This is a genomic window from Promicromonospora sp. NPDC057488, from assembly GCF_042802395.1.
Lineage (GTDB): Bacteria > Actinomycetota > Actinomycetes > Actinomycetales > Cellulomonadaceae > Promicromonospora.
The window spans coordinates 1-20,192 of sequence record NZ_JBHVEG010000113.1 but is presented as its reverse complement, the minus strand read 5'-3'; the positions used below and the strand labels follow the sequence as shown (position 1 = coordinate 20,192).

At 72.0% G+C, this 20,192-nt stretch carries 16 protein-coding genes; 8 read left to right on the top strand and 8 right to left on the bottom strand.

The window, feature by feature from the left end:
- Window positions 1–17: 17 nt before the first annotated feature.
- A complete protein-coding gene (locus tag ACFU5G_RS20425; RefSeq protein WP_377248916.1) occupies window positions 18–3,977 on the bottom strand; it encodes an Ig-like domain-containing protein in 3,960 nt (1,319 codons plus the stop codon).
- 162 nt (window positions 3,978–4,139) lie between these two features.
- Here ACFU5G_RS20425 and ACFU5G_RS20420 point away from each other — a divergent pair, with 162 nt between their 5' ends.
- From ACFU5G_RS20420 to ACFU5G_RS20410, 3 genes are all read left to right on the top strand, one after another.
- On the top strand, window positions 4,140–4,817 hold the full coding sequence (locus tag ACFU5G_RS20420; RefSeq protein WP_377248913.1) for an SGNH/GDSL hydrolase family protein: 678 nt from the start codon (window positions 4,140–4,142) through the stop codon (window positions 4,815–4,817).
- Window positions 4,814–5,500, top strand: coding sequence for a GntR family transcriptional regulator (locus tag ACFU5G_RS20415; RefSeq protein ID WP_377248910.1), 687 nt, complete (start codon window positions 4,814–4,816; stop codon window positions 5,498–5,500). The genes ACFU5G_RS20420 and ACFU5G_RS20415 overlap by 4 nt, the downstream gene beginning before the upstream one ends.
- 84 nt (window positions 5,501–5,584) lie before the next feature.
- The gene (locus ACFU5G_RS20410; RefSeq protein ID WP_377248907.1) at window positions 5,585–7,291 is read left to right on the top strand and encodes a SpoIIE family protein phosphatase; all 1,707 of its coding nucleotides are present in this window, start codon (window positions 5,585–5,587) and stop codon (window positions 7,289–7,291) included.
- Here the strand turns inward: ACFU5G_RS20410 and ACFU5G_RS20405 are convergent.
- From ACFU5G_RS20405 to ACFU5G_RS20375, 7 genes are read right to left on the bottom strand one after another with little or no spacing between them, the layout of a single operon-like run.
- Entirely contained in the window at window positions 7,281–8,156 is an 876-nt protein-coding gene (locus ACFU5G_RS20405; RefSeq protein ID WP_377248904.1) for an amidohydrolase family protein, read from the bottom strand. The genes ACFU5G_RS20410 and ACFU5G_RS20405 overlap by 11 nt on opposite strands.
- On the bottom strand, window positions 8,153–9,127 hold the full coding sequence (locus ACFU5G_RS20400; protein WP_377248902.1) for an aldo/keto reductase: 975 nt from the start codon (window positions 9,125–9,127) through the stop codon (window positions 8,153–8,155). The genes ACFU5G_RS20405 and ACFU5G_RS20400 overlap by 4 nt, the downstream gene beginning before the upstream one ends.
- The gene (locus tag ACFU5G_RS20395) at window positions 9,097–9,927 is read right to left on the bottom strand and encodes a ribonuclease activity regulator RraA (protein ID WP_377248899.1); all 831 of its coding nucleotides are present in this window, start codon (window positions 9,925–9,927) and stop codon (window positions 9,097–9,099) included. Before ACFU5G_RS20395 ends, ACFU5G_RS20400 begins: the two co-directional genes overlap by 31 nt.
- Window positions 9,924–11,912, bottom strand: a complete 1,989-nt coding sequence (locus ACFU5G_RS20390) for a hypothetical protein (protein ID WP_377248896.1) — start codon at window positions 11,910–11,912, stop codon at window positions 9,924–9,926. Before ACFU5G_RS20390 ends, ACFU5G_RS20395 begins: the two co-directional genes overlap by 4 nt.
- Window positions 11,913–11,916: 4 nt before the next feature.
- Window positions 11,917–12,786, bottom strand: a complete 870-nt coding sequence (locus ACFU5G_RS20385; protein ID WP_377248893.1) for a carbohydrate ABC transporter permease — start codon at window positions 12,784–12,786, stop codon at window positions 11,917–11,919.
- Window positions 12,786–13,712 carry a carbohydrate ABC transporter permease gene (locus ACFU5G_RS20380; RefSeq protein ID WP_377248890.1) on the bottom strand — a complete coding sequence of 309 codons (927 nt, stop codon included), beginning with the start codon at window positions 13,710–13,712 and terminating at the stop codon, window positions 12,786–12,788. Before ACFU5G_RS20380 ends, ACFU5G_RS20385 begins: the two co-directional genes overlap by 1 nt.
- Before the next feature lie 27 nt (window positions 13,713–13,739).
- Window positions 13,740–14,999 carry an ABC transporter substrate-binding protein gene (locus ACFU5G_RS20375; RefSeq protein WP_377248887.1) on the bottom strand — a complete coding sequence of 420 codons (1,260 nt, stop codon included), beginning with the start codon at window positions 14,997–14,999 and terminating at the stop codon, window positions 13,740–13,742.
- A gap of 229 nt (window positions 15,000–15,228) precedes the next feature.
- Between ACFU5G_RS20375 and ACFU5G_RS20370 the strand changes: the two genes are divergently transcribed.
- From ACFU5G_RS20370 to glmS, 5 genes are all read left to right on the top strand, one after another.
- The gene (locus ACFU5G_RS20370; RefSeq protein WP_377248884.1) at window positions 15,229–15,417 is read left to right on the top strand and encodes a WYL domain-containing protein; all 189 of its coding nucleotides are present in this window, start codon (window positions 15,229–15,231) and stop codon (window positions 15,415–15,417) included.
- A gap of 113 nt (window positions 15,418–15,530) precedes the next feature.
- A complete protein-coding gene (locus tag ACFU5G_RS20365; RefSeq protein ID WP_377248881.1) occupies window positions 15,531–15,938 on the top strand; it encodes a VOC family protein in 408 nt (135 codons plus the stop codon).
- Window positions 15,939–16,049: 111 nt separating this feature from the next.
- Entirely contained in the window at window positions 16,050–17,309 is a 1,260-nt protein-coding gene (tyrS, locus tag ACFU5G_RS20360) for a tyrosine--tRNA ligase (RefSeq protein ID WP_377248878.1), read from the top strand.
- 173 nt (window positions 17,310–17,482) lie between these two features.
- The gene (locus tag ACFU5G_RS20355; protein WP_377248875.1) at window positions 17,483–17,746 is read left to right on the top strand and encodes a hypothetical protein; all 264 of its coding nucleotides are present in this window, start codon (window positions 17,483–17,485) and stop codon (window positions 17,744–17,746) included.
- A gap of 33 nt (window positions 17,747–17,779) precedes the next feature.
- Window positions 17,780–19,603 carry a glutamine--fructose-6-phosphate transaminase (isomerizing) gene (glmS, locus tag ACFU5G_RS20350; protein WP_377248872.1) on the top strand — a complete coding sequence of 608 codons (1,824 nt, stop codon included), beginning with the start codon at window positions 17,780–17,782 and terminating at the stop codon, window positions 19,601–19,603.
- Window positions 19,604–20,192: the final 589 nt, after the last annotated feature.

The following is a 20,192-nucleotide window of genomic DNA, read 5'->3' as shown; positions in this document are numbered from 1 at the left end:
GTCCGACACGTAGGGGATCAGCTCGCCGGGGAGATGCTCATCTCGCCCGCCGGGCCCTGGCGGTAGACCGTGAAGTAGCCCGGCGCCGCCAGCGGGTTGTCCGGGGTGTCGTCGAGGTAGCTCCACACCGGCTCGCCGTCAACGCGCAGCACCACGCGGGTGCCGCCCTCGACGGCCACGCTGCCGAACGTGATCTCGTGCGACGAGTTCGGCTCGATCACCGTGTTGGGGAACACGTCGATCATGAAGACGTCGGGCTTCCACCGCTGCATCTCGATGACGTCCTCCTTGATGACCACCAGGTAGCCCGAGCTGCTGTTGGTCCACACCGGGTTGCCCGCGGTCTTCGAGCGCACCGAGAACCCGAACCAGCCGCCGTTGAAGTCGCCGAACGACGAGTCGAACCGCAGCAGCTCGTCGCCGAACGTCGCCGGGGCGAACCCGGAGGCGCTGCGCGGGGCGAGCTTCGCCACGCCGTCCGCGACGGTCACCCCGCCGGACGGCGCCCACGCCGCCGCGTCGAGGATCTCGGCGCCCAGGTCGGTCACCGGGTGGTCGGCCGCCCGCACGGTCACGGTGGAGGACGCCGTCAGGCCGGGCACTGCCGTCGACGTCGCCGTGATGGTCGCGGTGCCGGCCGCGACGCCGCGGACCGTGCCGTCGTCCGCCACGGTGGCCACCCCCTCGTCGCTCGACGTCCATTCCAGGCCGGTGCGGGTCGCGTCGGCCGGGGTGAACGTGGCGTCGAGCTCCCAGGTTTCGCCCGGCTCGATCGTGGCGGCCGACGGCGCGAGCGTCACGCTCGTGGGGTCCACCCCCACCAGCGAGAACGTGACGTCGTCGAAGTCCAGGGCGGTGAAGCCCTGCACGTAGAAGCCGACCTTGCCGGCCGCCGTGGGCGCCGGGTTGGCACCCTCGACGACGACCTCGCCGTCGAGCAGCACCCGCACGCCGTCCGCCGTGACGACCACGCGCACGTCGTACTGCGTGCCCGGCGCCAGCCCCTCGCCCGCGGGCAGGGTCACCTGCTTCACGGTGCCCCACGCGGAGTCGAAGATCGTCCACGTGGACCCGGCCGCCGCGTGCCGGTACCGGACGTACCCGCCCGGCGTCGCGCCCGTACGGTCGTAGACGAGCAGCTGCCCGCCCTCGGGCACCTCGGCCGGAGTGGTGACGGTGAAGTCCAGCGCGTACTGCGAGAACTGCCGGTCGAGCTGCGTGTTGGCCCCGTTCTTGATGCGCAGGACGTGGTCGCCCGTGCCGTCGTCGACGATCGCGCGGTTGGCGTCGGTGGGCCAGCCGTTCGCGCCCGACTCGAAGTCGGTCCGGTGCAGCACGCCGTCGCCGGCTGCCACGGTGACCGTCATCTCGTCGCGGATGCCTGGGTCGGCCTTCGACTCGACGGTCACGACCAGCTCGCCCGGGCCGATCGCGGTGAGCACGCCGGAGGCGCTGACCGTCGCGACCTCCGGGTCGCTGGAGGTGTAGGTCACGGCCTGGTTCGTCGCGTTCCACGGCACGGCCTGCGCCGCCACCGAGAGCTCGTCGCCCAGCGTGATCGTGAGCTGGTCGCCGGGCAGCGCCAGCGACTCCAGGGCCACCTCGTCCGGCGTCTGCGACTGCCCGACGTGCCCGTCGGTGCCGATCTCGTCGAACGGGATGGCCTCGAAGCCGGGGATCTGGTCGAACACGGCGGCGTCCGCGGTGAACGACCAGTCGCCGTTCGCCGCGTCGACGAAGCCGGGGTCGGCGTCCGTCACCCAGTTGTCGCCGTAGTTGAGCAGGTTCTTCGTGTCCAGGGCGCCCTCGGCGTTGACGTCCGGGTTGCGGGTGCGGTTCGGGTTCCAGATCACGTTCCGGTCGAACGAGCTGTGGTCCGGGAAGTAGTGGTTGTCCTCGAAGAAGTGCCCCAGCTCGGGGTACTTCGTCAGGTACGGCGTCCCGGCGAAGTCGCCGTTGTCCGCGAACACCTTCTCCCACTTGGGCATGTACACGCGGTCGACCGTGTTGCCCTCGCCGTCGCCCATCCACTGCGTGTAGTTGTCGTACGGCACCGTGGTGTCGACGAACACGTTGTTCACGGCGTCGATGTAGTCGGCCGAGCCGGACTTGATCGCGTCGTTGCCCATGTTCACGAACACGTTCTGCTCGATGTTCAGGTCCCACGTGAAGTTGTCGGCGTAGATGCCCTCCACGCCGTGCTTCGTCAGGCCCACGTCGTGGAAGTAGTTCTGCCGGAACACGTGGCCGCGCTGCTGCGGCGTCTCGCCCGAGTTCATGTAGATCGCGCCGAGGTCCTGGAACGTCTTGCAGACGTCGTAGACCTCGTTCTGCTCGAACAGGTGGTCGTTGCCGTGCACGATGATGCCCGGGTGCGGGGCATCGTTGATCTCGTTGCCGCGCGCCACGTTGCCCACGCCGTCGAACATCACGCCCGGGTTGTAGGCCTTGTGGTAGTAGGCGAAGTCGTGGATGTGGGAGTCCTCGACCCGGTTGTTACCGGGTGCCAGGGTGGTCTTGTTCCCGCCCTGCAGCACCACGCCGACGCCGCCCACGTGGCGGATGTCGTTGGAGACGACGGCGTGGTCCGTGCCGCCACGGTTCACCGGGATGCCGTCGTAGGTGTACCGGCCGGGGGAGTTGACGAGCACCCCGCCGTCGGTGAAGTTCTGGATGTCGCTGTTCGACACGGTCACGTGGCTGCCGCCGAGGATGACTGCCGCGTTCGCGCGCCCGTAGTCGAGCACCAGGTCGTCGAACGTCACGTACGAGGTGCCGTCCGTGCGGATCATCGGCTCGTCGAGCGTGGTGACGACGGGCGCGCCGCGCTCCGCGAGGAACGACGCGTTCGGCACCAGGTACAGGACGCCCGTCGCGCGGTCGATGAAGTACTCGCCGGGGGCGTCGAGCTCCTCCAGCAGGTTCTGCGCGAAGTGGAAGTCGGGGTACCAGGTCTTCATCAGGCCCGACATCTCGCCGTAGCGCAGCGTGATGGTGCGCGCGTCGGTGTCGATCGACTCGATCTTGTTGTACGACCACTCCCAGCTCTGGCCGAAGATGCCGTCCAGCCAGATGTCGTCGGCCTGGCCCCAGTGCTGCGGCCGGTCGTAGGAGTAGCTGAACGTGCCGCCGCGGTCCTGCAGGTCGGCGTCGTCCTTGGTGGGGCCGGCGTCGATGATCTTGTTCATCTGCACGGTGTCCTGCACGGCGCCGGCGTTGGGCCAGCGGGCGAGCGTCATGTCCTGGCCGTCGACGTACAGCTCCATCGGCGGGGTGGTGCTGACGTCGTTGGCCTTCCAGTACCCGTGCCGGCTGAGCTGGCCGTAGTCGTCGATGCCGAGCTCGCCCAGGTCGATCTGCAGGATGTCGTCGCGCGCCGACGTCTCGATGACGCGGTCGAGCACGGCCTGGTCGGTCACGGGGGAGAAGCCGTCGTACGGCAGCTCCTTGCCGCCCGAGACCGTCGCGGTCTCGCCCGGGTAGGAGCGGTAGGTGATGGGCGCGTCCGCGGTGCCGGAGTCCTCGGCGCCGAGGGTGAACGACGCCGACCGCTCGTACGTGCCCTCGCGCAGGTAGACGGTCACGCCGTCGTCCGGGAGGTTGTCCGCGGCGCGCAGCGCGCGGATGGCGTCGCGGGCGGCCTCCAGCGTGGCGAGCGGCGCGGCCTCGGTGCCGGCGGCGGCGTCGTCGCCGTCCGGGGCGAGGTAGATCGAGCCCTGGATGCCGGGGGCGTGCGGGCCCTTGCCGGGCTTGCCGGGCTTGGGCTTGCCCGGCTTGCCGTGGCCCTTGCCCTTCCCGTCCTGCTTCCGGTCCTGCTTGCCGGGGGAGGGTCTGTCGGGTCTGTCGTCGGTGGTGATCGCGGGCGCGTGCTGCGCCCCGGTCTGCGGGACCGCCGCGGCGGCCGCGCTGGTGGCTGCCGCGCCGACGACGCACGTGGCGACGGCGGCGGCGAGCAGGGCTGACAGTTGTCGCTTCATTGCGAGTGCTCCGACCTCTTCGGTGATGGTCACGGACTGCGGGTCGACGTCGACCTACGGCTGGCAGCGGGAGCGATGCTACATTAATCGATAATCGCTGACAATGAGGGTGCCGGTGCTCCCGGTACGGTCGGACCTGTTCATCACACGAAGGAGTGCTCCATGACCAGCGGTATCACCAGCGACACGACGAGCGGCAACGGCGTCGGACGACTCGTCTTCGTCGGCGACTCGATCACCGACGCCGGCCGCGACCGGGCGGACGCCGCGTCGCTCGGCGACGGCTACGTCAGCCTCGTCGCGGGCGACCTGCCCGGGGCGGAGGTGCGCAACCTCGGCGTCGGGGGCGACCGCGCCGTCGACCTGGAGGCCCGCTGGGACCGGGACGTCGCCGCCTCCGCGCCCGACGTGCTCACGCTGTACGTGGGCGTCAACGACACCTGGCGCCGCTTCGACCGCGACGACCCCACGAGCGCCGCGGACTTCGAGGCCGCCTACCGCCGGCTCCTGGACCGCGTGCCCGGCACCCCGCGCCTGGTCCTGATCGAGCCGTTCCTGCTGCCGGTGCGCGCCGAGCAGCACGACTGGCTCGACGACCTCGCGGGCAAGCGCGACGTCGTCACCCGCCTCGCCGCGGAGACGGGGGCCGCCCTGGTCCCGCTGCACGCCCTGCTCACCGCCGCGGCCGAGGCGGCGGGCCCCGCCGGGGCCGAGTCGCTCGCGCCCGACGGCGTGCACCCCACGCCCACCGGCTCGCGCGCCATCGCCGACGCGTGGCTCGCGGCCTACCGGTCGGGTACACAAACGATTGTCGATAATGGCGCTAGGCTGGCCGGATGACTGATGCGCTGAGCGGTATCCCGGGACTCGAGCGCGGGCTGCTGTCCGACCAGATCTACGACCTCGTCAAGTCGATGATCAAGTCGTCGCAGCTCGCCCCGGGAGAGCAGCTCGTGGAGTCCCAGCTCGCCCGCCGCCTGCGGGTGAGCCAGGCCCCCGTGCGCGACGCGCTCAAGCAGCTCGCGCACGAGGGGCTGGTCACGCACGTGCGCCACCAGGGCAACTTCGTGACCAAGCACTCCGACGAGGAGGCCCAGCAGGCCAAGCAGGCCCGCGTCGCGCTGGAGGCGCTCGCGGGCCGGCTCACCTGCGGCCGCCTGACGGCGGAGACGCGGGCCCGGCTCGAGGAGGTCATCGCCGCGATGCACACCGCGGTGGACGCCCAGGACCTGCCCGCGTTCCGCGAGCTCGACTTCGGGTTCCACCGGGCGATCATCGAGGCGAGCGGCAACACCTACCTGCCGCGCATGTGGGACATCATCGAGCCGAGCCTGCGCTCCATGCACCTGCTCGGCGACCCTGAGTTCACGGGCGACTGGCACCAGGTGGCGGACTGGCACCGCAGCCTGCTCGACGTGCTGGACGCCGGGGACCCCGACGCGGCGTCGGCGCTGTTCGAGGCGCACGCGGCGGGGACCCTGCTGGACGGCGACGGCCCCGACGAGGGGCCCGCCGCCGGCTGACCGGCACCGCGGAACGAACCGGGACAACTCGGTCTCACCCGCTCGGGGGCTGGCCTGGCGTGGTGCGATCGTTACGATTCGCGTGTGGAATCAGGGTGGTTCGAGGAGGCGACGGCACGCAGCGCCGTCGGCCACGAGGCCCGGACCGTCGCGTGGGAGGCCACGCCGCTCGGTCCGCCCAGCGCGTGGCCGGAGTCGCTGCGCCATGCCGTGCGCCTGTGCTACTCGACCCGGTTCCCGGTGATGATGGTCTGGGGCCCGGACCTGACGCTGATCTACAACGACGGCTACCGGGACATGCTCGGCACGGACAAGCACCCGGTCGCGCTGGGCGCCCCCGCCCGGGTCGTCTGGGCGGAGATCTGGGACGACATCGGCCCCCTGTTCGACGCCGTGCTGGCCACGGGGGAGCCGTCGCTCCACCGGGACATGTACCTGCTGATGAACCGGTCCGGGTACGCCGAGGAGACCTACTTCACCTTCTCCTACAGCCCACTGTCCGACGACGACGGCCGCGTCGTCGGCGTGCTGGACATCGCGACCGAGACCACGCACGAGGTCGTCAACCAGCGGCGGCTGTCGCTGCTCAGCGCGGTCCACGGGGCCCTGCCCGTCACGTTCACCGACCTGCGGACCTTCGCCCAGCCCGTGTTCGGCGTCCTGGCCGCGAGCCCGGACGTCGCCCGGGTCGCCGTCTACACCGCGAGCGGCCCCGAGGCGGTCCTGGAGGCCGGGGACGCCAGGGGGCCGAGCGAGCTGCGCCTCGTCGTCCGCGCGTTGCGCACCGGCCGGCGCCAGGTGGTGCCCGGGATGGTGGTCAAGCCCGTGAAGTCCGGTCAGGGGAGCGGCGTCATCGCCGCGCTCGTCCTGTGCGGCTCCGCGGCGCGGCCGTGGGACGCGGACTACGCCCGCTTCATGGTGGTCCTGTCCACGACGGTCTCGTCGGCGCTGCGCGACGTCGTCCGGCGCCGCGTGCACGACGACGCGCTGCGGCTGCGGGCCGTGCACTCGGAGGAACAGCGTGCCCGCGCCACCGAGGTGTCGCTGGCGCTGCAGCAGGCCGTGCTGACCGACCCGCCGCGGCTCGACGACCTGGAGGTGGTCGTGCACTACCAGCCGGCCGCGGTCGAGCGGGACATCGGCGGCGACTGGTACGACGCGTTCACCACGCGGGACGGCGCCACCACCGTGGTCATCGGCGACGTGATCGGCCACGACCTCGACGCCGCCGTCGCCATGGGACAGATCCGCTCCCTGGTGCGGGCCATCGGGTACGACAGCCAGGAGACGCCCGCCCGGGTGCTGGAGCGGGTCGACGCGGCCATCGACGGTCTCGCCCTCGGTGCCTCCGCGACGGCCACCGCGCTCGTGGCGTGCGTCGAGCAGCCGGACGGGCCGGGCGGGGACGAGGCGCGCGCGGTGCGGTGGTCCAGCGCGGGGCACCTGCCCCCGGTCGTCGTCCGGGCCGACGGCACGACGGAGATCCTCCGGGTGCGCAACGACCTGCTGCTCGGCATGGACCCGGGGACGCGCCGCCGCGACCACGTGGCCCACCTCCGCCCCGGCGACACGCTGGTGCTCTACACCGACGGGCTGGTCGAGACGCGGGACGACCGCCTGCGCGTGCGCCTGGACCTGCTCGCCAAGGTGCTCGAGGGTACCCACACGGCCGACCTCGGGACCGTCGTCGAGGCGGCCCTGAGCGGCATGCTCTCCGCCACGGCCGACGACGACGTCGCCCTCGTGATGGTGCGCGCCGCCGCCCGGCCGGGCACTCCCGTCAACCCGTGATCCCGTAGAGCCGCGCGGCCGTACCCGACCACAGGGCCGACGCCGCGACGTCGTCGAGCCGGGGGAGCGCGCGGGTGGTGCGCCCGACGATCTCGGCGTACGGCGCGACCCGCGCCGACATCGGCCAGTCGCTGCCGAACAGCAGCCGTTCCGTCCCCAGCAGGTCGACGGCGGCGCGCGCGATCGCGGCGACCCGCTCGGCGTCGCCCTCGGCGGTGGTGTGGAGGCCGGACACCTTGGCGTGCACGCGGGGTCGCGCGGCGGCGTCGGCGAGCGCGGCGCGCCACGCCGCGTCGGGCGGCCCGGTGCCGAGACCCAGGTGGCAGACGACGACGTCCAGCTCCGGGTGCCGGTCGGCCAGCGCGGCGACGGCGGGGAGCTGCGCGGGGCGCACGAGCGTCTCCAGCACCCGGCCGGTGCCGGCGAGCCCGGCGCACAGGGCGTCCAGCCCGGCGACGTCGGACAGGTCGGCGGCGCCGCCCGGGACGGCGAGCCGGAGGCCCGCGACGGGCACGCCGTCGTCGAGCAGGGGCTGGGCCATGCCCGCCCAGGCGGCCGGGTCGCCTGGGCGGGCGTCGTACTGCGGCACGACGGGCCCGGGCAGCGGGCCGTGGGCCGCGGCGCGAGCGGCGAGCCAGCGGGCCTCGCCCTCGGTGTCCGCGGCCTGGACGGCGACGGCGGCGCGCACCGGCACCGGGGCGGTCGCCACGGCGCGGGCCAGGTCCGCCGGGCCGACCCGCCGGGGCAGGCCCAGGCGGTCGGCGAACCAGGAGATCCGCATCGCCCCGGTGTCCCAGAGGTGCACGTGGGCGTCGACGATCCCGCCGGCCGGCGGGCCCGCGCCCGCTCCGGGAGAAGCGCTCATGCCCGGGCCGCGTCCAGGGCGGCCCACAGCTCCTCGGGCACGTCGGCCGCGGCGGCGTCGGCGAAACCGTCGACCTCGGCCGGGGTCCGCGCCCCCACGACGACGGCCTCGACCCCCGCGACCCGCAGCGGGTACCGCGCGGCGACTGCCGCCAGGGGCAGCCCGGCGGCCGCGCACGCGGCGGCCATGCGCAGCGCCCGGTCCACCTGCTCCGCGCTGGCGGCGTGGTACTCGAAGAACGGCGCGGCCACCGGGTCGGCGAGCACCCCGGAGTTGTACACGCCCGCGGCGATCACGCCCACGCCCCGCTCGCGCGCGGCGGGGAGCAGGTCGGCCTCGGCCGTGCGGTCCAGCAGCGTGACCCGCCCTGCGGGCATGACCACGTCGAGCGCTTCCGCGGCCTCCCGCACCAGGCGCGCCACCGGGGCGTTGTGCCCCATGCCCACGCCGACCGCGCGCACCACGCCCTGTTCGCGCAGCTCCAGGAGCGCGGGCAGGGCGCCGCGCAGCGCGGCGTCGACGTCGTGCGGGTCGTGCAGGTACAGCAGGTCCACGCGGTCGGTGCCGAGCCGCAGCAGGCTGCCCTCCAGCGAGCGCAGCACGCCGTCGCGGCTCAGGTCCCCGACCGTGCCGACCCCGGTGCCGCCGACCGGCACGGGCGCGCCGTCGGCGTCCACGATGGTGCGCCCCACCTTGGTGGCGATCGCCACGGTGTCGCGGTCGACGCCCGTCAGGGCGGCGCCCAGCCGTCGCTCGCTGACGCCCTCGCCGTAGTGCGGGGCGGTGTCGAAGAACCGCACGCCACGTTCCAGGGCGCGGCCCACGGTCGCCTCGGCGGCGGCCTCGGCCACGGGGACGAACAGGTTGCCGATGGGCGCGCAGCCCAGGCCGAACGTGGTGGTCACCGCCGCCTCGGGGCCGGGCGCGTGCCCGGCCGGGCTCAGCGGGCGGAGGGCTGCGCGGAGCGCCATGCCTCGAACTCCCCTCGGGTGTCGGGGGTCAGCGGGTAGTAGTCGCTCAGCCGCGCGCCCTCGTCGAGGCGCTGCCGGCTGAACACCTCCCACTCCTCGTGGTCGCTGGCCGAGTCGATCACCTGGTCGGCCATCGCGCGCGGCACGATGACGGGGCCGTCGTCGTCGGCGACCACGAGGTCGCCAGGCATGCACAGCACGCCGCCCACGGCGACGGGCACGTCGAACGCCCAGGGGAACAGCTCGGACTGGGAGGCGTAGTGGGGCGTGACGCCGGTGGACCACACGGGCAGCCCCAGGTCGCGGATCTTCCCCGAGTCGCGGATCCGGCCGTCGACGACGACGCCGGCCCCGCCCTTGCGCTGGAAGTAGCGCGCCAGGATGTCGCCCAGGCAGCCCGAGAAGCGGCTGCCGAAGGCCTGGACCACCAGCACGTCGCCCGGCTGCGTGGTCTCCAGCACGTGCCACAGGGCGGTGTGCCGCTCCACGTACTCCTGCTCGTCGCCCGCGGCCAGGTCCTCGCGCTGCGGCATGAACTGCAGCGTGAGGGCCGAGCCGACCACCCGGTAACCGGGTGACAGGGGACGCGGGCCCTCGACGAACGAGCGGCGGATCCCCAGCCCGTGCAGCTTGGCGCAGGCCGTGGCCGAGGACACCTCGCCCAGCCGGGCCAGCGTGCCGGCGTCGGCCCGCTCGAACGGCTCACCCCGCACGGGGAGGCTGACGTCCGGCCGGACCAGTCCCGCGGCGGGGTCGACGGGCAGGCTGTCGGCGCCGGTCCTGGTGAGCGCTTCGGTCATGAGGATGCTCCTTCTCGGGGCTGGGGGTGGATGGTGGCGCCGCGCTCGTGGCGCGGCGCGGTAGCGGCGGGGGCGGTCAGCAGCACCAGGTCGGCGCGGTGGGAGGGTGGCAGCTCCACGAGCAGGTCGGCGGCGTCCAGCGGCACGGTCGCCGAGGTGGGCGTACCGGCACGCCCGGCCGACGCCGTCGACGGGCCCGGGTAGACGCCGCCGGCCTCGGCCCGCGTCACGACGCCGGTCAGGCGCTGCTCCCCGAACCGGCCCGGCCGCACCCGCACCCGGCGGGCGCGCGTGGGGGACAGATTGACCAAGGACAGCTCGACGCGGCCCGCCTGTGGGTCGCCGTCCAGCCGGGTGACCAGGGCCGCGACGTCGGGCGGCAGGCCAGGGCGCGACCGGTCGGCGTCGGTGTAGCTCACGGCGGCGAACGGGAGGCCCCCGTTGTAGAGCGTCTGGGGCGTACCCGTGACGAGCTGCCCCAGCACCTCCGTGACCACGGGGTTGGCCCGCTGCCAGAAGTGCAGGTGCACGGTGTCCGGGTCCACGGGCTCGGCCTCCATCACCGCGACCCGGCGGGCGAGCTGCCCGAGCGCCATCGACAGCGCCCGCTCCGGGTAGTCCGGGAGCGCGCCGTCGAGGAACGTCAGCCACGGGCCCTCGTGGCCGGCCTCGACCTTGTCCCGGAACGGCCGGACCTCGCGGGCGCCGGGCGTGCCGTCGAGCACGCGGTCCAGGCGCTCGCGGTCGCGGGGGTCGCGGGTCCACCACCACAGCCAGGTCGGCAGGTCGAGCTGCAGGGGGCCGAAGTCGAACCAGCCCTCGGCGCCGTACCGGTAGGGCACGAGCAGCGCGGGCTCGGCGGCGTGCGCCCCGAGCCGTTCCAGCCAGCTCCCACGCAGGCTGAACGGGGTCTCGGTGACGGGCGCGGTGATCGCCTGGTCCAGCACCGTGTCGAGCATGGTGCGCACCAGGTCGAGCGGGCCGTCGTCGCGGGCCGCCCCGGGCACCGCGCCCGGACCGGCCGCCGCACCCGAGACGAACGACGCGTTGATCGCGCCGATCAGCGAACTCATGCCCACCGAGTGCAGGCCGTGGGGCCAGGTCCAGCCGTAGTGCCCGCCGTACCAGGCGCCGTCGTGCAGCCCGCCGACGACGCCGTCGGGCGCCACGTTGTCCGGCATGAGCCCGCCCGCGGCGGCGGCCCGCTGGCTCCAGCCGCCGACGTACCGGGCCACCCACTCGGCGGACGCGACGTCGCCGTCGTACAGCCAGGAGTTGGTCACCAGGGAGGTGGCCGCGAGGTTGACGGCGGTGTCGCCGGCGGCGCGGCGCTGCATCTCGTCGCCCATGAGCTGGGCCTTGGCCGGGTCCTCCAGGTCGGACCAGCGGGTGATGCCCGGCAGCCCGTGCAGCGGGAGGCCATAGGCCCTCATGTAGTCGAGCGACGCCGGATAGGTGAGCCACTCGGGGCCCAGCCCGGGCAGGGGGCCGCGGGCCCCGTTGTGCGGCGCGGTGACGATGTTGCGCGCCGGGTCGTAGTTGCCGTGCTCCGGGTCCGTGTACAGCCGGGCGAACCGCCGGGCGCGCTCGGCGAACCGCTCGTCGCCCGGGTCGGCGGCGCACAGGCCGTAGAAGAACAGGAGCGACTCGCCCTGGTGGAACCAGTCGTACCCGTTCTCGTACTCGTTGCTGAGCATGCCGGCCTCGGTGAGCTGCGCCGTCACGCCCTCGAAGTGGTGCTTGGCGGCGTCGAGCACGTCGTCGCTGCCGCCCAGGGCGTAGAAGGCCGGCCAGTTGAAGAACGGCTCGTAGAGGTCGTCCACGCCGTCGCGGTGCTCGAAACCGCCCGCGTGCAGGATGCGGCCGTCGGGACCGCAGTACCGCCGCGCGAACAGGCGCCAGGCCTCCTCGGTCGCGTCGAACAGGCGGCGTTCGAGCACGGCCCAGGCGGGCACCTCGGTCAGGGGGGTGGTGGGGATCCGCATCGCCTCAGCCCTTCGTCGCCCCGGCGACCAGGCCGCCGATGATGTGCCGCTGCATGAGGACGAAGAACAGGATCGCGGGGGTCACCGCGAGCAGCAGCGTGGGGAAGACCGTGGTGTAGTCCGTCGAGAACTCGCCGACCGCCGCGTACACGCCCGTGGTCACCGTGTAGATGCCGGAGCCGGGGCCCAGGATGATCTGCGGGCTGACGAAGTCGTTCCAGACGCTGATCGAGTTGAGCACCACGATCGTTGCCACCACGGGCCGCATGATCGGGAAGATGCAGGACCAGAACGCCCGGATCTTGCCCGCGCCGTCCAGGGACGCCGCCTCGTCGATGTCCCGCGGCACGGTCTTCAGGTAGGCGGCGAACAGGAAGATCGTGACCGGCAGCGTGGCGGCCGTCTCGAAGAGGATGAAGCCGGGGATCGTGTTGATCAGCCCCAGCACGCGCAGCACGAACACGACGGGGATCAGCGTCACCTGGCCCGGGATGAACAGCCCGGAGACGAACAGGAGCAGCAGCCCCAGGTGCCACTTCGACCGGCCGCGCGCGATCACGTACGCCACGGGCGCGGCCAGCGCGATGCCGAACACGTTGACCAGCGCGACGAACAGCAGCGTGACGCCGTACGCGCGCACCACGTTGAACTTCTCGCTCGTCAGCGCCGCCTGGAGGTACTCCAGGCTGAACGTGTCGGGACCGATCGCCAGGGGCGAGGCGATGATCGCCTCCTGCGGCTTGAAGGCGTTGATCACCATGATGTAGAGCGGCACCAGCATGACCAGGGCGGCCGCACCGAGCAGCACCCACTTGAGCACGGTGCCCACGCCGGGGGCACGCAGCCGGCGCCGTGGGGTCGGGTATCTGCGCATCAGTCGGCCACCTTCTGCTCCGCGCCGCGCCGGGCGAACGTCACCGCGAGGCCGAGCACGGCCGTGACCAGCAGCAGGATCACCGACTGCGCCGCGCCGAACCCGAGCTCGGACTGCGCGAACGAGTCCCGCAGGATCTGGTAGACGATCGTCTGGGTGGACCCGGCGGGGCCGCCGTCGGTCAGCGCCAGCACGATGTCGTACACCTTGAGCAGCCCCACGAGCGTGAGCACCAGGTTCACGGTGAACACGGGGGCGATCAGCGGCAGCGTCACGTTGCGGAACTGCTGCCACTTCGAGGCGCCGTCCACCGTGGCGGCCTCGTAGTACTCGGTCGGCACGGACTTGATGCCGGCCAGGAACAGGATCATGTTGAAGCCGAAGTGCGACCACACGATCGTGAGGATCACGCTCGCCTTGGCGAACGCGACCTCCGTGAGGAACGGGACCGGTGGCGCGCCGAGGTGACCGAGCAGGCCGTTGACGGCGCCCTCCGGCGCCAGCATGGCCGACCAGAGGAACCCGATGATCAGCGCGCTGATGATGTACGGGTAGAAGAAGATCGTGCGCATCAGCGTGTTCGCCCGGCCGGAGCCCGAGATGAGGGCCGCGATCGTGAGCCCGACGCCGTTGCACAGCACCGTGCCGAAGAACGCGACGACCGCGGTGAAGATCGCGGCGTCGACCGTGCGGGGGTTGCGGAACGCCTCGGCGTAGTTGTCGAGCCCGATGAACGTGAAGTTCAGGCTGTAGCCGTTCCAGTCGGTCAGGCTCAGCACGAACGCGAGGAACATCGGGACGATGAACATCGCCAGGAACACCAGGACGGCGGGGCCGCCCATGACGATCCCGGGGAGGCGGTCGCGCCACACCCGCGCCGCCGAGCGGCGGCGGGGGTGCGGCACGACGGTGAGCGTGTCTGCCATGTCGGTCACCTGTCAGCTAGCGGGGGGTCAGCCGATGGTCGCGGCGAACCAGTCGTCCATGGCCGTGCCGACGTCGGCGGCGCCGGTGCCGCCGATCAGGGCCTGGGTCTGGGCGTTGATCTCGTCGGAGTAGCCGGTGGGCAGGGTGCGCTCGCCGTAGCCCTGGCCGGTCGGCGTGTAGGCCTCGGCGGGGGTGTCGGCCACGATCTGCTGCAGCTCCTGGCCCAGCTCGTCCATCTCGTACTCGTAGCCGTCGCGGAAGTTGCCGTCGACCTCGAGCTGGTCGGCCACCGCCGTCTGGTCGGTCACGAGGAACTCGACGAGCTTGGCCGCCGCGTCCGTGTCCTTGCTGGTCTTCAGGATCGAGTACGGGCTGGCGATGTTGGCGCCCATGGCGGGGGTCGCGACGCCGTCGGCCGCGGGGGCGGCGAAGACGCCGATCTCGGCCTTCTCCTCGGCCTTGGCCTCGGTGCCGGCGAACCAGCTGCCCATGGGGTAGATCGCGCTCTTGCCCGACAGGAACGCCTGCTCGGCGTCCGGGTACTTGATGCCCAGGGCGTCCTTGGGCACGTAGCCGTCGGCCACCCAGCGGGCGTACGTCTCCACGGCGGGGCCGTACGTCTGCGCGAAGGTCGCCTCGCCGGCGCTCATGCTCGCGAACCAGTCCGGGTCCTGCCCCACGACCGTCGGCAGGCCCAGGGTCTGCAGCGAGTGGCTGGTCATCCAGTCGCCACCGGTCTGGATCGGCGTCCAGCCGGCGTCCTTCAGCTTGCCTAGCGCGGCGGTGAGCTCCTCGACAGTGGCGGGCGTCTCGGTGATCCCCGCCTCCTCGAAGGCGGTCTTGTTGTAGAACCACAGGCTCTGCAGCTGGAAGCCGATGCCGGCCATGTAGTACTTGCCGTCGATCGAGTACTGGTCGGCCAGCGGGCCGCCGGTGGCCCAGTCGTACTGCGACAGGTCCACCAGCTCGGGCGCCAGGTCGACCGTGGGCGGCAGCGACTGCACGACGTCGGGCGCGTCGCCCGCGGTCAGCAGCCGGGGGAGCGCGGCAGCCACACCCTCGGCGCCCGGGTTCTGCACGACGACGTCGATCCCGGGGTTGGCCTCCTCGAACGGCGCGACGAGTTCGTTCCAGAACTCCTCGGTGAGGTTGGGCGTGACGTTGACGAGCAGGCTCAGCTCGGTGGTGCCGCCGGCGCTGTCGCCGCCGCCGGAGGCGCAGCCGGTCAGGGCGAGGGCGGCCACCGTGAGCGTGCCGACGCTCACGAGGGTGTGGTGCTTGATCATCGTTGATCCTCTCGGGGGGTGCCGCGGGACGCTGCTGTGCGTGGGCCGCGACGTGTGGCAGTACGGGTGTGGAGTGACGTCTCAGGGAGAGTAATCGATAATCGTTGGATTGGGAAGAAGGTGGGTCCCGCCCCCGTGCCGCATAGGCTCGCGGGGTGAACCGGACCGACCGCCTGTACGCGATCGTGGAGGAGCTGCGGGCCGTCGCCCCGCGTCCGCGGAGCGCGTCGTGGCTGGCCGACCGGTTCGAGGTCAGCCGCTCGCCTGGTGCCGGCTGCGCGACGGGATCCGTGCCTTCCGCCTCGACCGCGTCGACCGGGTCACGGCCACGAGCGAGCGCGCGCCCCGCCGCGTCGTCCGGCCGGAGGACGTCCAGGTGCCCGACGGCGACCTGCGCACCCTGACGCTCCTGGGCTGACCCGAGCTCCTCGGCCGCCCGCGGAAACACCGACAGCGGGGTGTCGCGGAGCCGGCGGAGGCTGGTCACGAGTCACGGAGAGACCGTGGCCCATGACCGGGAGGTCCACCACCATGCCCCACGCCACTCTTGCCTCCGTGCGCCTCATCACCGACGACGTCGACCGGCTGACGGCCTTCTACGAACGCGTCACCGGGGTCACGGCGCAGCGGCCGGCACCCGACTTCGCCGAGCTGCGGACCGACCGGGGCACCCTCGCGATCGGCAGCACCCGGACGGTCCAGTTCTTCGGCCCCGGCTCCGCGAGCCCCGCGGCCAACCGCACGGCGATCGTGGAGTTCCTCGTCGACGACGTGGACGCCCTGTTCGCGCGGCTCGACGACACGGTCGAGACCGTGACCCCGCCGACCACCATGCCCTGGGGCAACCGCTCGCTGCTCGTCCGCGACCCCGACGGCACCCTGGTGAACCTGTTCAGGCCCGTGAGCCCGGAGGCGCGCGAGCGCGCCGGGATGGAATGAGGCCGAGCCCAGCGCCGCCGTCGGGCAGACTATGACCATCGGGCCGACGAGCCCGCCGAGCAACACCTGACCGACAACGACCGGTCTTCCCCTTAAGAAGGAGCATCCACGGTGACCCACATCTTCGACGAGCTGCAATGGCGAGGCCTGGTGGCACAGTCCACCGACGAGGCCGCGCTGCGTTCTGCACTGTCGGAGGGCACCGTCGACTATTACGTGGGCTTCGACCCCACGGCGCCGTCGCTGCACATCGGCAACCTCGTCCAGGTCCTCACCGCCCGCCGCCTGCAGGACGCCGGCCACCGGCCCTACCTGCTGGTCGGCGGAGCCACGGGCCTCATCGGCGACCCCCGCGACTCGGGCGAGCGCACGCTCAACTCGCCCGAGGTGGTCGCCGGCTGGGTGGAGCGCATCCGCGCCCAGATCGAGCCGCACCTGTCGTTTGAGGGTGACAACGCCGCGAGCATGGTGAACAACCTCGACTGGACCGCCCCGATGTCCGCGATCGAGTTCCTGCGCGACATCGGCAAGCACTTCCGGATGGGCACCATGCTGTCCAAGGACATCGTGGCGCGGCGGCTCGCCTCGGACGAGGGCATCAGCTTCACCGAGTTCAGCTACCAGGTGCTGCAGGGCATGGACTACCGCGAGCTGTACCGGCGGCACGGGATCAGCCTGCAGCTCGGCGGCAACGACCAGTGGGGCAACCTGCTGGCCGGCGTCGAGCTGATCCGCAAGGCCGAGGGCGTCAGCGCGCACGCCCTGACCACGCCGCTGATCACCAAGGCCGACGGCACCAAGTTCGGCAAGTCCGAGGGCGGCTCCATCTGGCTCGACCCCGAGATGACCAGCCCCTACGCCTTCTACCAGTTCTGGCTCAACCAGGCCGACGCCGACGTCGTGAACTACCTCAAGGTGTTCACGTTCCGCTCCCGCGAGGAGATCGCGGCGCTGGAGGCGGAGGTGGCGGAGCGTCCGTTCGCCCGCGAGGCCCAGAAGGCGCTCGCGGGTGACGTCACCACGCTGGTGCACGGTGCGGCCGCGACGCAGGCAGTGATCGACGCCAGCCAGGCTCTCTTTGGCCGCGGCGAGCTGGACGGCCTGGACGAGAGGATCCTGGCGGGTGCTGTGGGTGAGTTGCCGCGTGTCACTGCCAAGGCCGGCGACCTGATCGTCGACCTGCTCGCGGGTTCGGGGATCGTCGCTTCCAAGGGCGAAGCACGCCGCGCGGTCAAGGAGGGCGGTGCCTACGTGAACAACGTCAAGGTCACCGCCGAGGACCAGGCCCTGACGGACGAGAACCTCCTGCACGGCAGATTCGCGGTCCTGCGCCGCGGAAAGAAGACCCTGGCGGTCGCCGCCTCGGAGTGACCGCCTGACCACACCGGTGCCGGACGGCGGCCGCCTGCTGAGAAGCGGGCGGCCGCCGTTCGTCTGCCCGGAGAGATTGCTCCGACCTGTCCCTCGAATCAGTGAAGTCGGATCTTGCCCGATTCCGGGCAAGAAGTTGTCGTTCGGCCGCTTGATGAGCGAGGCTCGGCGACATGAGGACGTCTTCCGACCTCGTCGCCCAGGTCGCGGCGACCACCGGACTCACGCCCGCCGAGGCGGCGCGCGTGATCGGCGACGTGGTCGCCTACTACGCCGAACCGGTGGAGGACGTCGTCCGGCGGCGGCACGCCGAGCTGAAGACGCACGGGGCCAAGAACCCCGAGATCTTCGCGCGGATCGCCGCCGAGCTCGAGCAGCGGGTCGTCGCGGCGCCCCGCCTCAGCGAGCGGCAGCTGCGCCGGACGATCTACGGCTGAGCCCCGCGCCCATCACTTCGAAGGAGCACCAACATGTGTGGAATCGTCGGTTACGTCGGCGGCCAGAACGCGGCGCCGCTGCTCGTCGAGGCGCTCGGCAGGCTGGAGCACCGCGGGTACGACTCGGCGGGCGTCGCCGTCGTCGGCTCGCAGCTGAAGGTCACCAAGCGTGCCGGGCGGGTCCGGGACCTGGCCGAGGTGCTGCCCAAGCGCACCTCCGGCCGGGTGGGCATCGGGCACACCCGCTGGGCCACGCACGGTCCCGCGACCGACGTGAACGCCCACCCGCACACCGACGCGAGCGGCACGGTGGCGGTGGTGCACAACGGCATCATCGACAACGCCGCCGCGCTGCGGGCCCGCCTGACCGACGAGGGGGTGGAGCTCGTGAGCGACACCGACACCGAGGTCTTCGCGCACCTCGTCGCCCTGTCGGGAGCGGACACCCTGGAGGGCAAGGTCGTCGACGCGCTGGACGCGGTGGAGGGCACCTACGGCCTCGCCGTCGTGCACGCCGGCTTCCCGGACCGGGTGGTGGTGGCGCGCAACGGCAGCCCGCTGCTGGTCGGCGTGGGGGAGAAGGAGATGTTCGTCGCCTCGGACCTGGCAGCCCTCGTGCGGCACACCACCACGGTGGCCCACCTGGCCGACGGCGAGCTGGCGACCGTCACGGCGGCGGGCTTCACCACGTTCCGCCGCGACCTGACCCGCACCCAGACCACGGCACGCGAGGTCGACGTCGACCCCAGCGCCTACGAGCACGGGCAGATCGACGGCCGGCCGCGCATGTACACGGAGATGCTGGAGCAGCCGGCCAGCGTGGAGCGCGCGCTGCGCGGGCGGCTGGACGAGCGGTTCGCGACCGCCCACCTGGGCGGCCTCGAGATGGATGCCCGCGAGCTGCGGGCCGTGCGCCGGGTCAAGATCCTGGGCTGCGGCTCGGCGTACTACGTGGGCCAGATGGGCGCCTCGCTCGTCGAGGAGCTCGCCCGCGTCCCCGCCGACGCCGAGGCCGCGAGCGAGTTCCGCTACCGCGACCCCGTGATCGAGCCGGACACCCTGTACGTCGCGGTGAGCCAGTCCGGCGAGACCATCGACACGCTGCTGGCGGTCGAGGAGATCAAGCGCAAGGGCGGCCGCGTGATCGGCCTGGTCAACGTGGTGGGCTCCGCCATCGCCCGCGCCTGCGACGGCGGGATCTACCTGCACGCGGGCCCCGAGATCGCTGTCGCCTCAACCAAGGCGCTCACCACGATGTTCGTGGGCTTCGCGCTCCTGGCCCTCCAGCTCGGGCGGGTACGCGACCTCTCGGTGGCCGACGGACGCCGGCTCGTGGCGGGCCTGCAGGCCCTGCCGGCCCAGATCGAGCAGGTGCTCGACGGCGAGGAGCGGATCGCGCAGGCCGCCAAGTCGCTGGCCGTGGCCGAGAGCCTGTTCTTCGTCGGCCGGGTGCGCGGTTACCCGGTGGCGCGCGAGGGTGCGCAGAAGTTCAAGGAGATCAGCTACCGGCACGCCGAGGCGTACCAGATGTCCGAGCTGAAGCACGGGCCGCTGGCGCTCATCTCGTCCGAGGTGCCCACGGTCGCAATCGTTCCGGACGACGAGCTGACCGACCGCAACGTGGCAGCCCTCCACGAGATCGCCGCCCGCGGCGGCCCCCTGGTGGTCGTGACGCACCCGGGCGTGGACCTGGGCGAGCTGCGCGCGGAGCGCATCGAGGTGCCGCGCAACGAGCGGGAGCTCGACCCGCTGCTGCTGACGGTGCCGCTGCAGCTGCTGGCGTATCACGCGGCGCTGTCGCTGGGGCACGACGTGGACAAGCCGCGGAACCTGGCGAAGTCCGTCACCGTGGAGTGACGACACCGGCTTCCGGTGGGGCTTCTCGGACACCGGACGGGTACGAGGAGCCCCACCGCAAGTTGATTTTGCGTGAACGGCGATGGCTGTGTACTGTTCCGGTTGTTCGCCCGACAGGGAGACACGGACAGGAAGCGCGAAGAGCGTGACTGGCCGGTCCCGGGGCGGAAACCACCTGAAGATCTCAGAGGGCCTCGTGCGCTCTGGAGCGGGGGTGGGCTTGCCGGACAGGCACCCCGAGGTTTGCATCCTGAACAGGATGCTTGCGCCGGGGAGCGTGGTAGGGTAAGTTACAGAGGTTGCCTCCGAACGGGGATGACGCGGTTAGGTCCGCGGTTCTCTCGGATGGTTCCCTTCCTCTGCAGATCACCTTGGTTTTCGAATCGGGTTGGTCGGCGAAAAATGGGATCAGAATTCCTTCGGGTTCTCGAAGAATTCTCGCCGGCTCTCGGGCCGGGCGGGGATTTGGAAAAGTCCGAAAGGGCCTGGTAAGTTTAAGGAACTGCCCCGGACAGGGAAGCGATCGGGAAGATTGCGAACTGACGGTGTGCGTCGGTTGTTTGAGAACTCAACAGTGTGCTTGATAGTC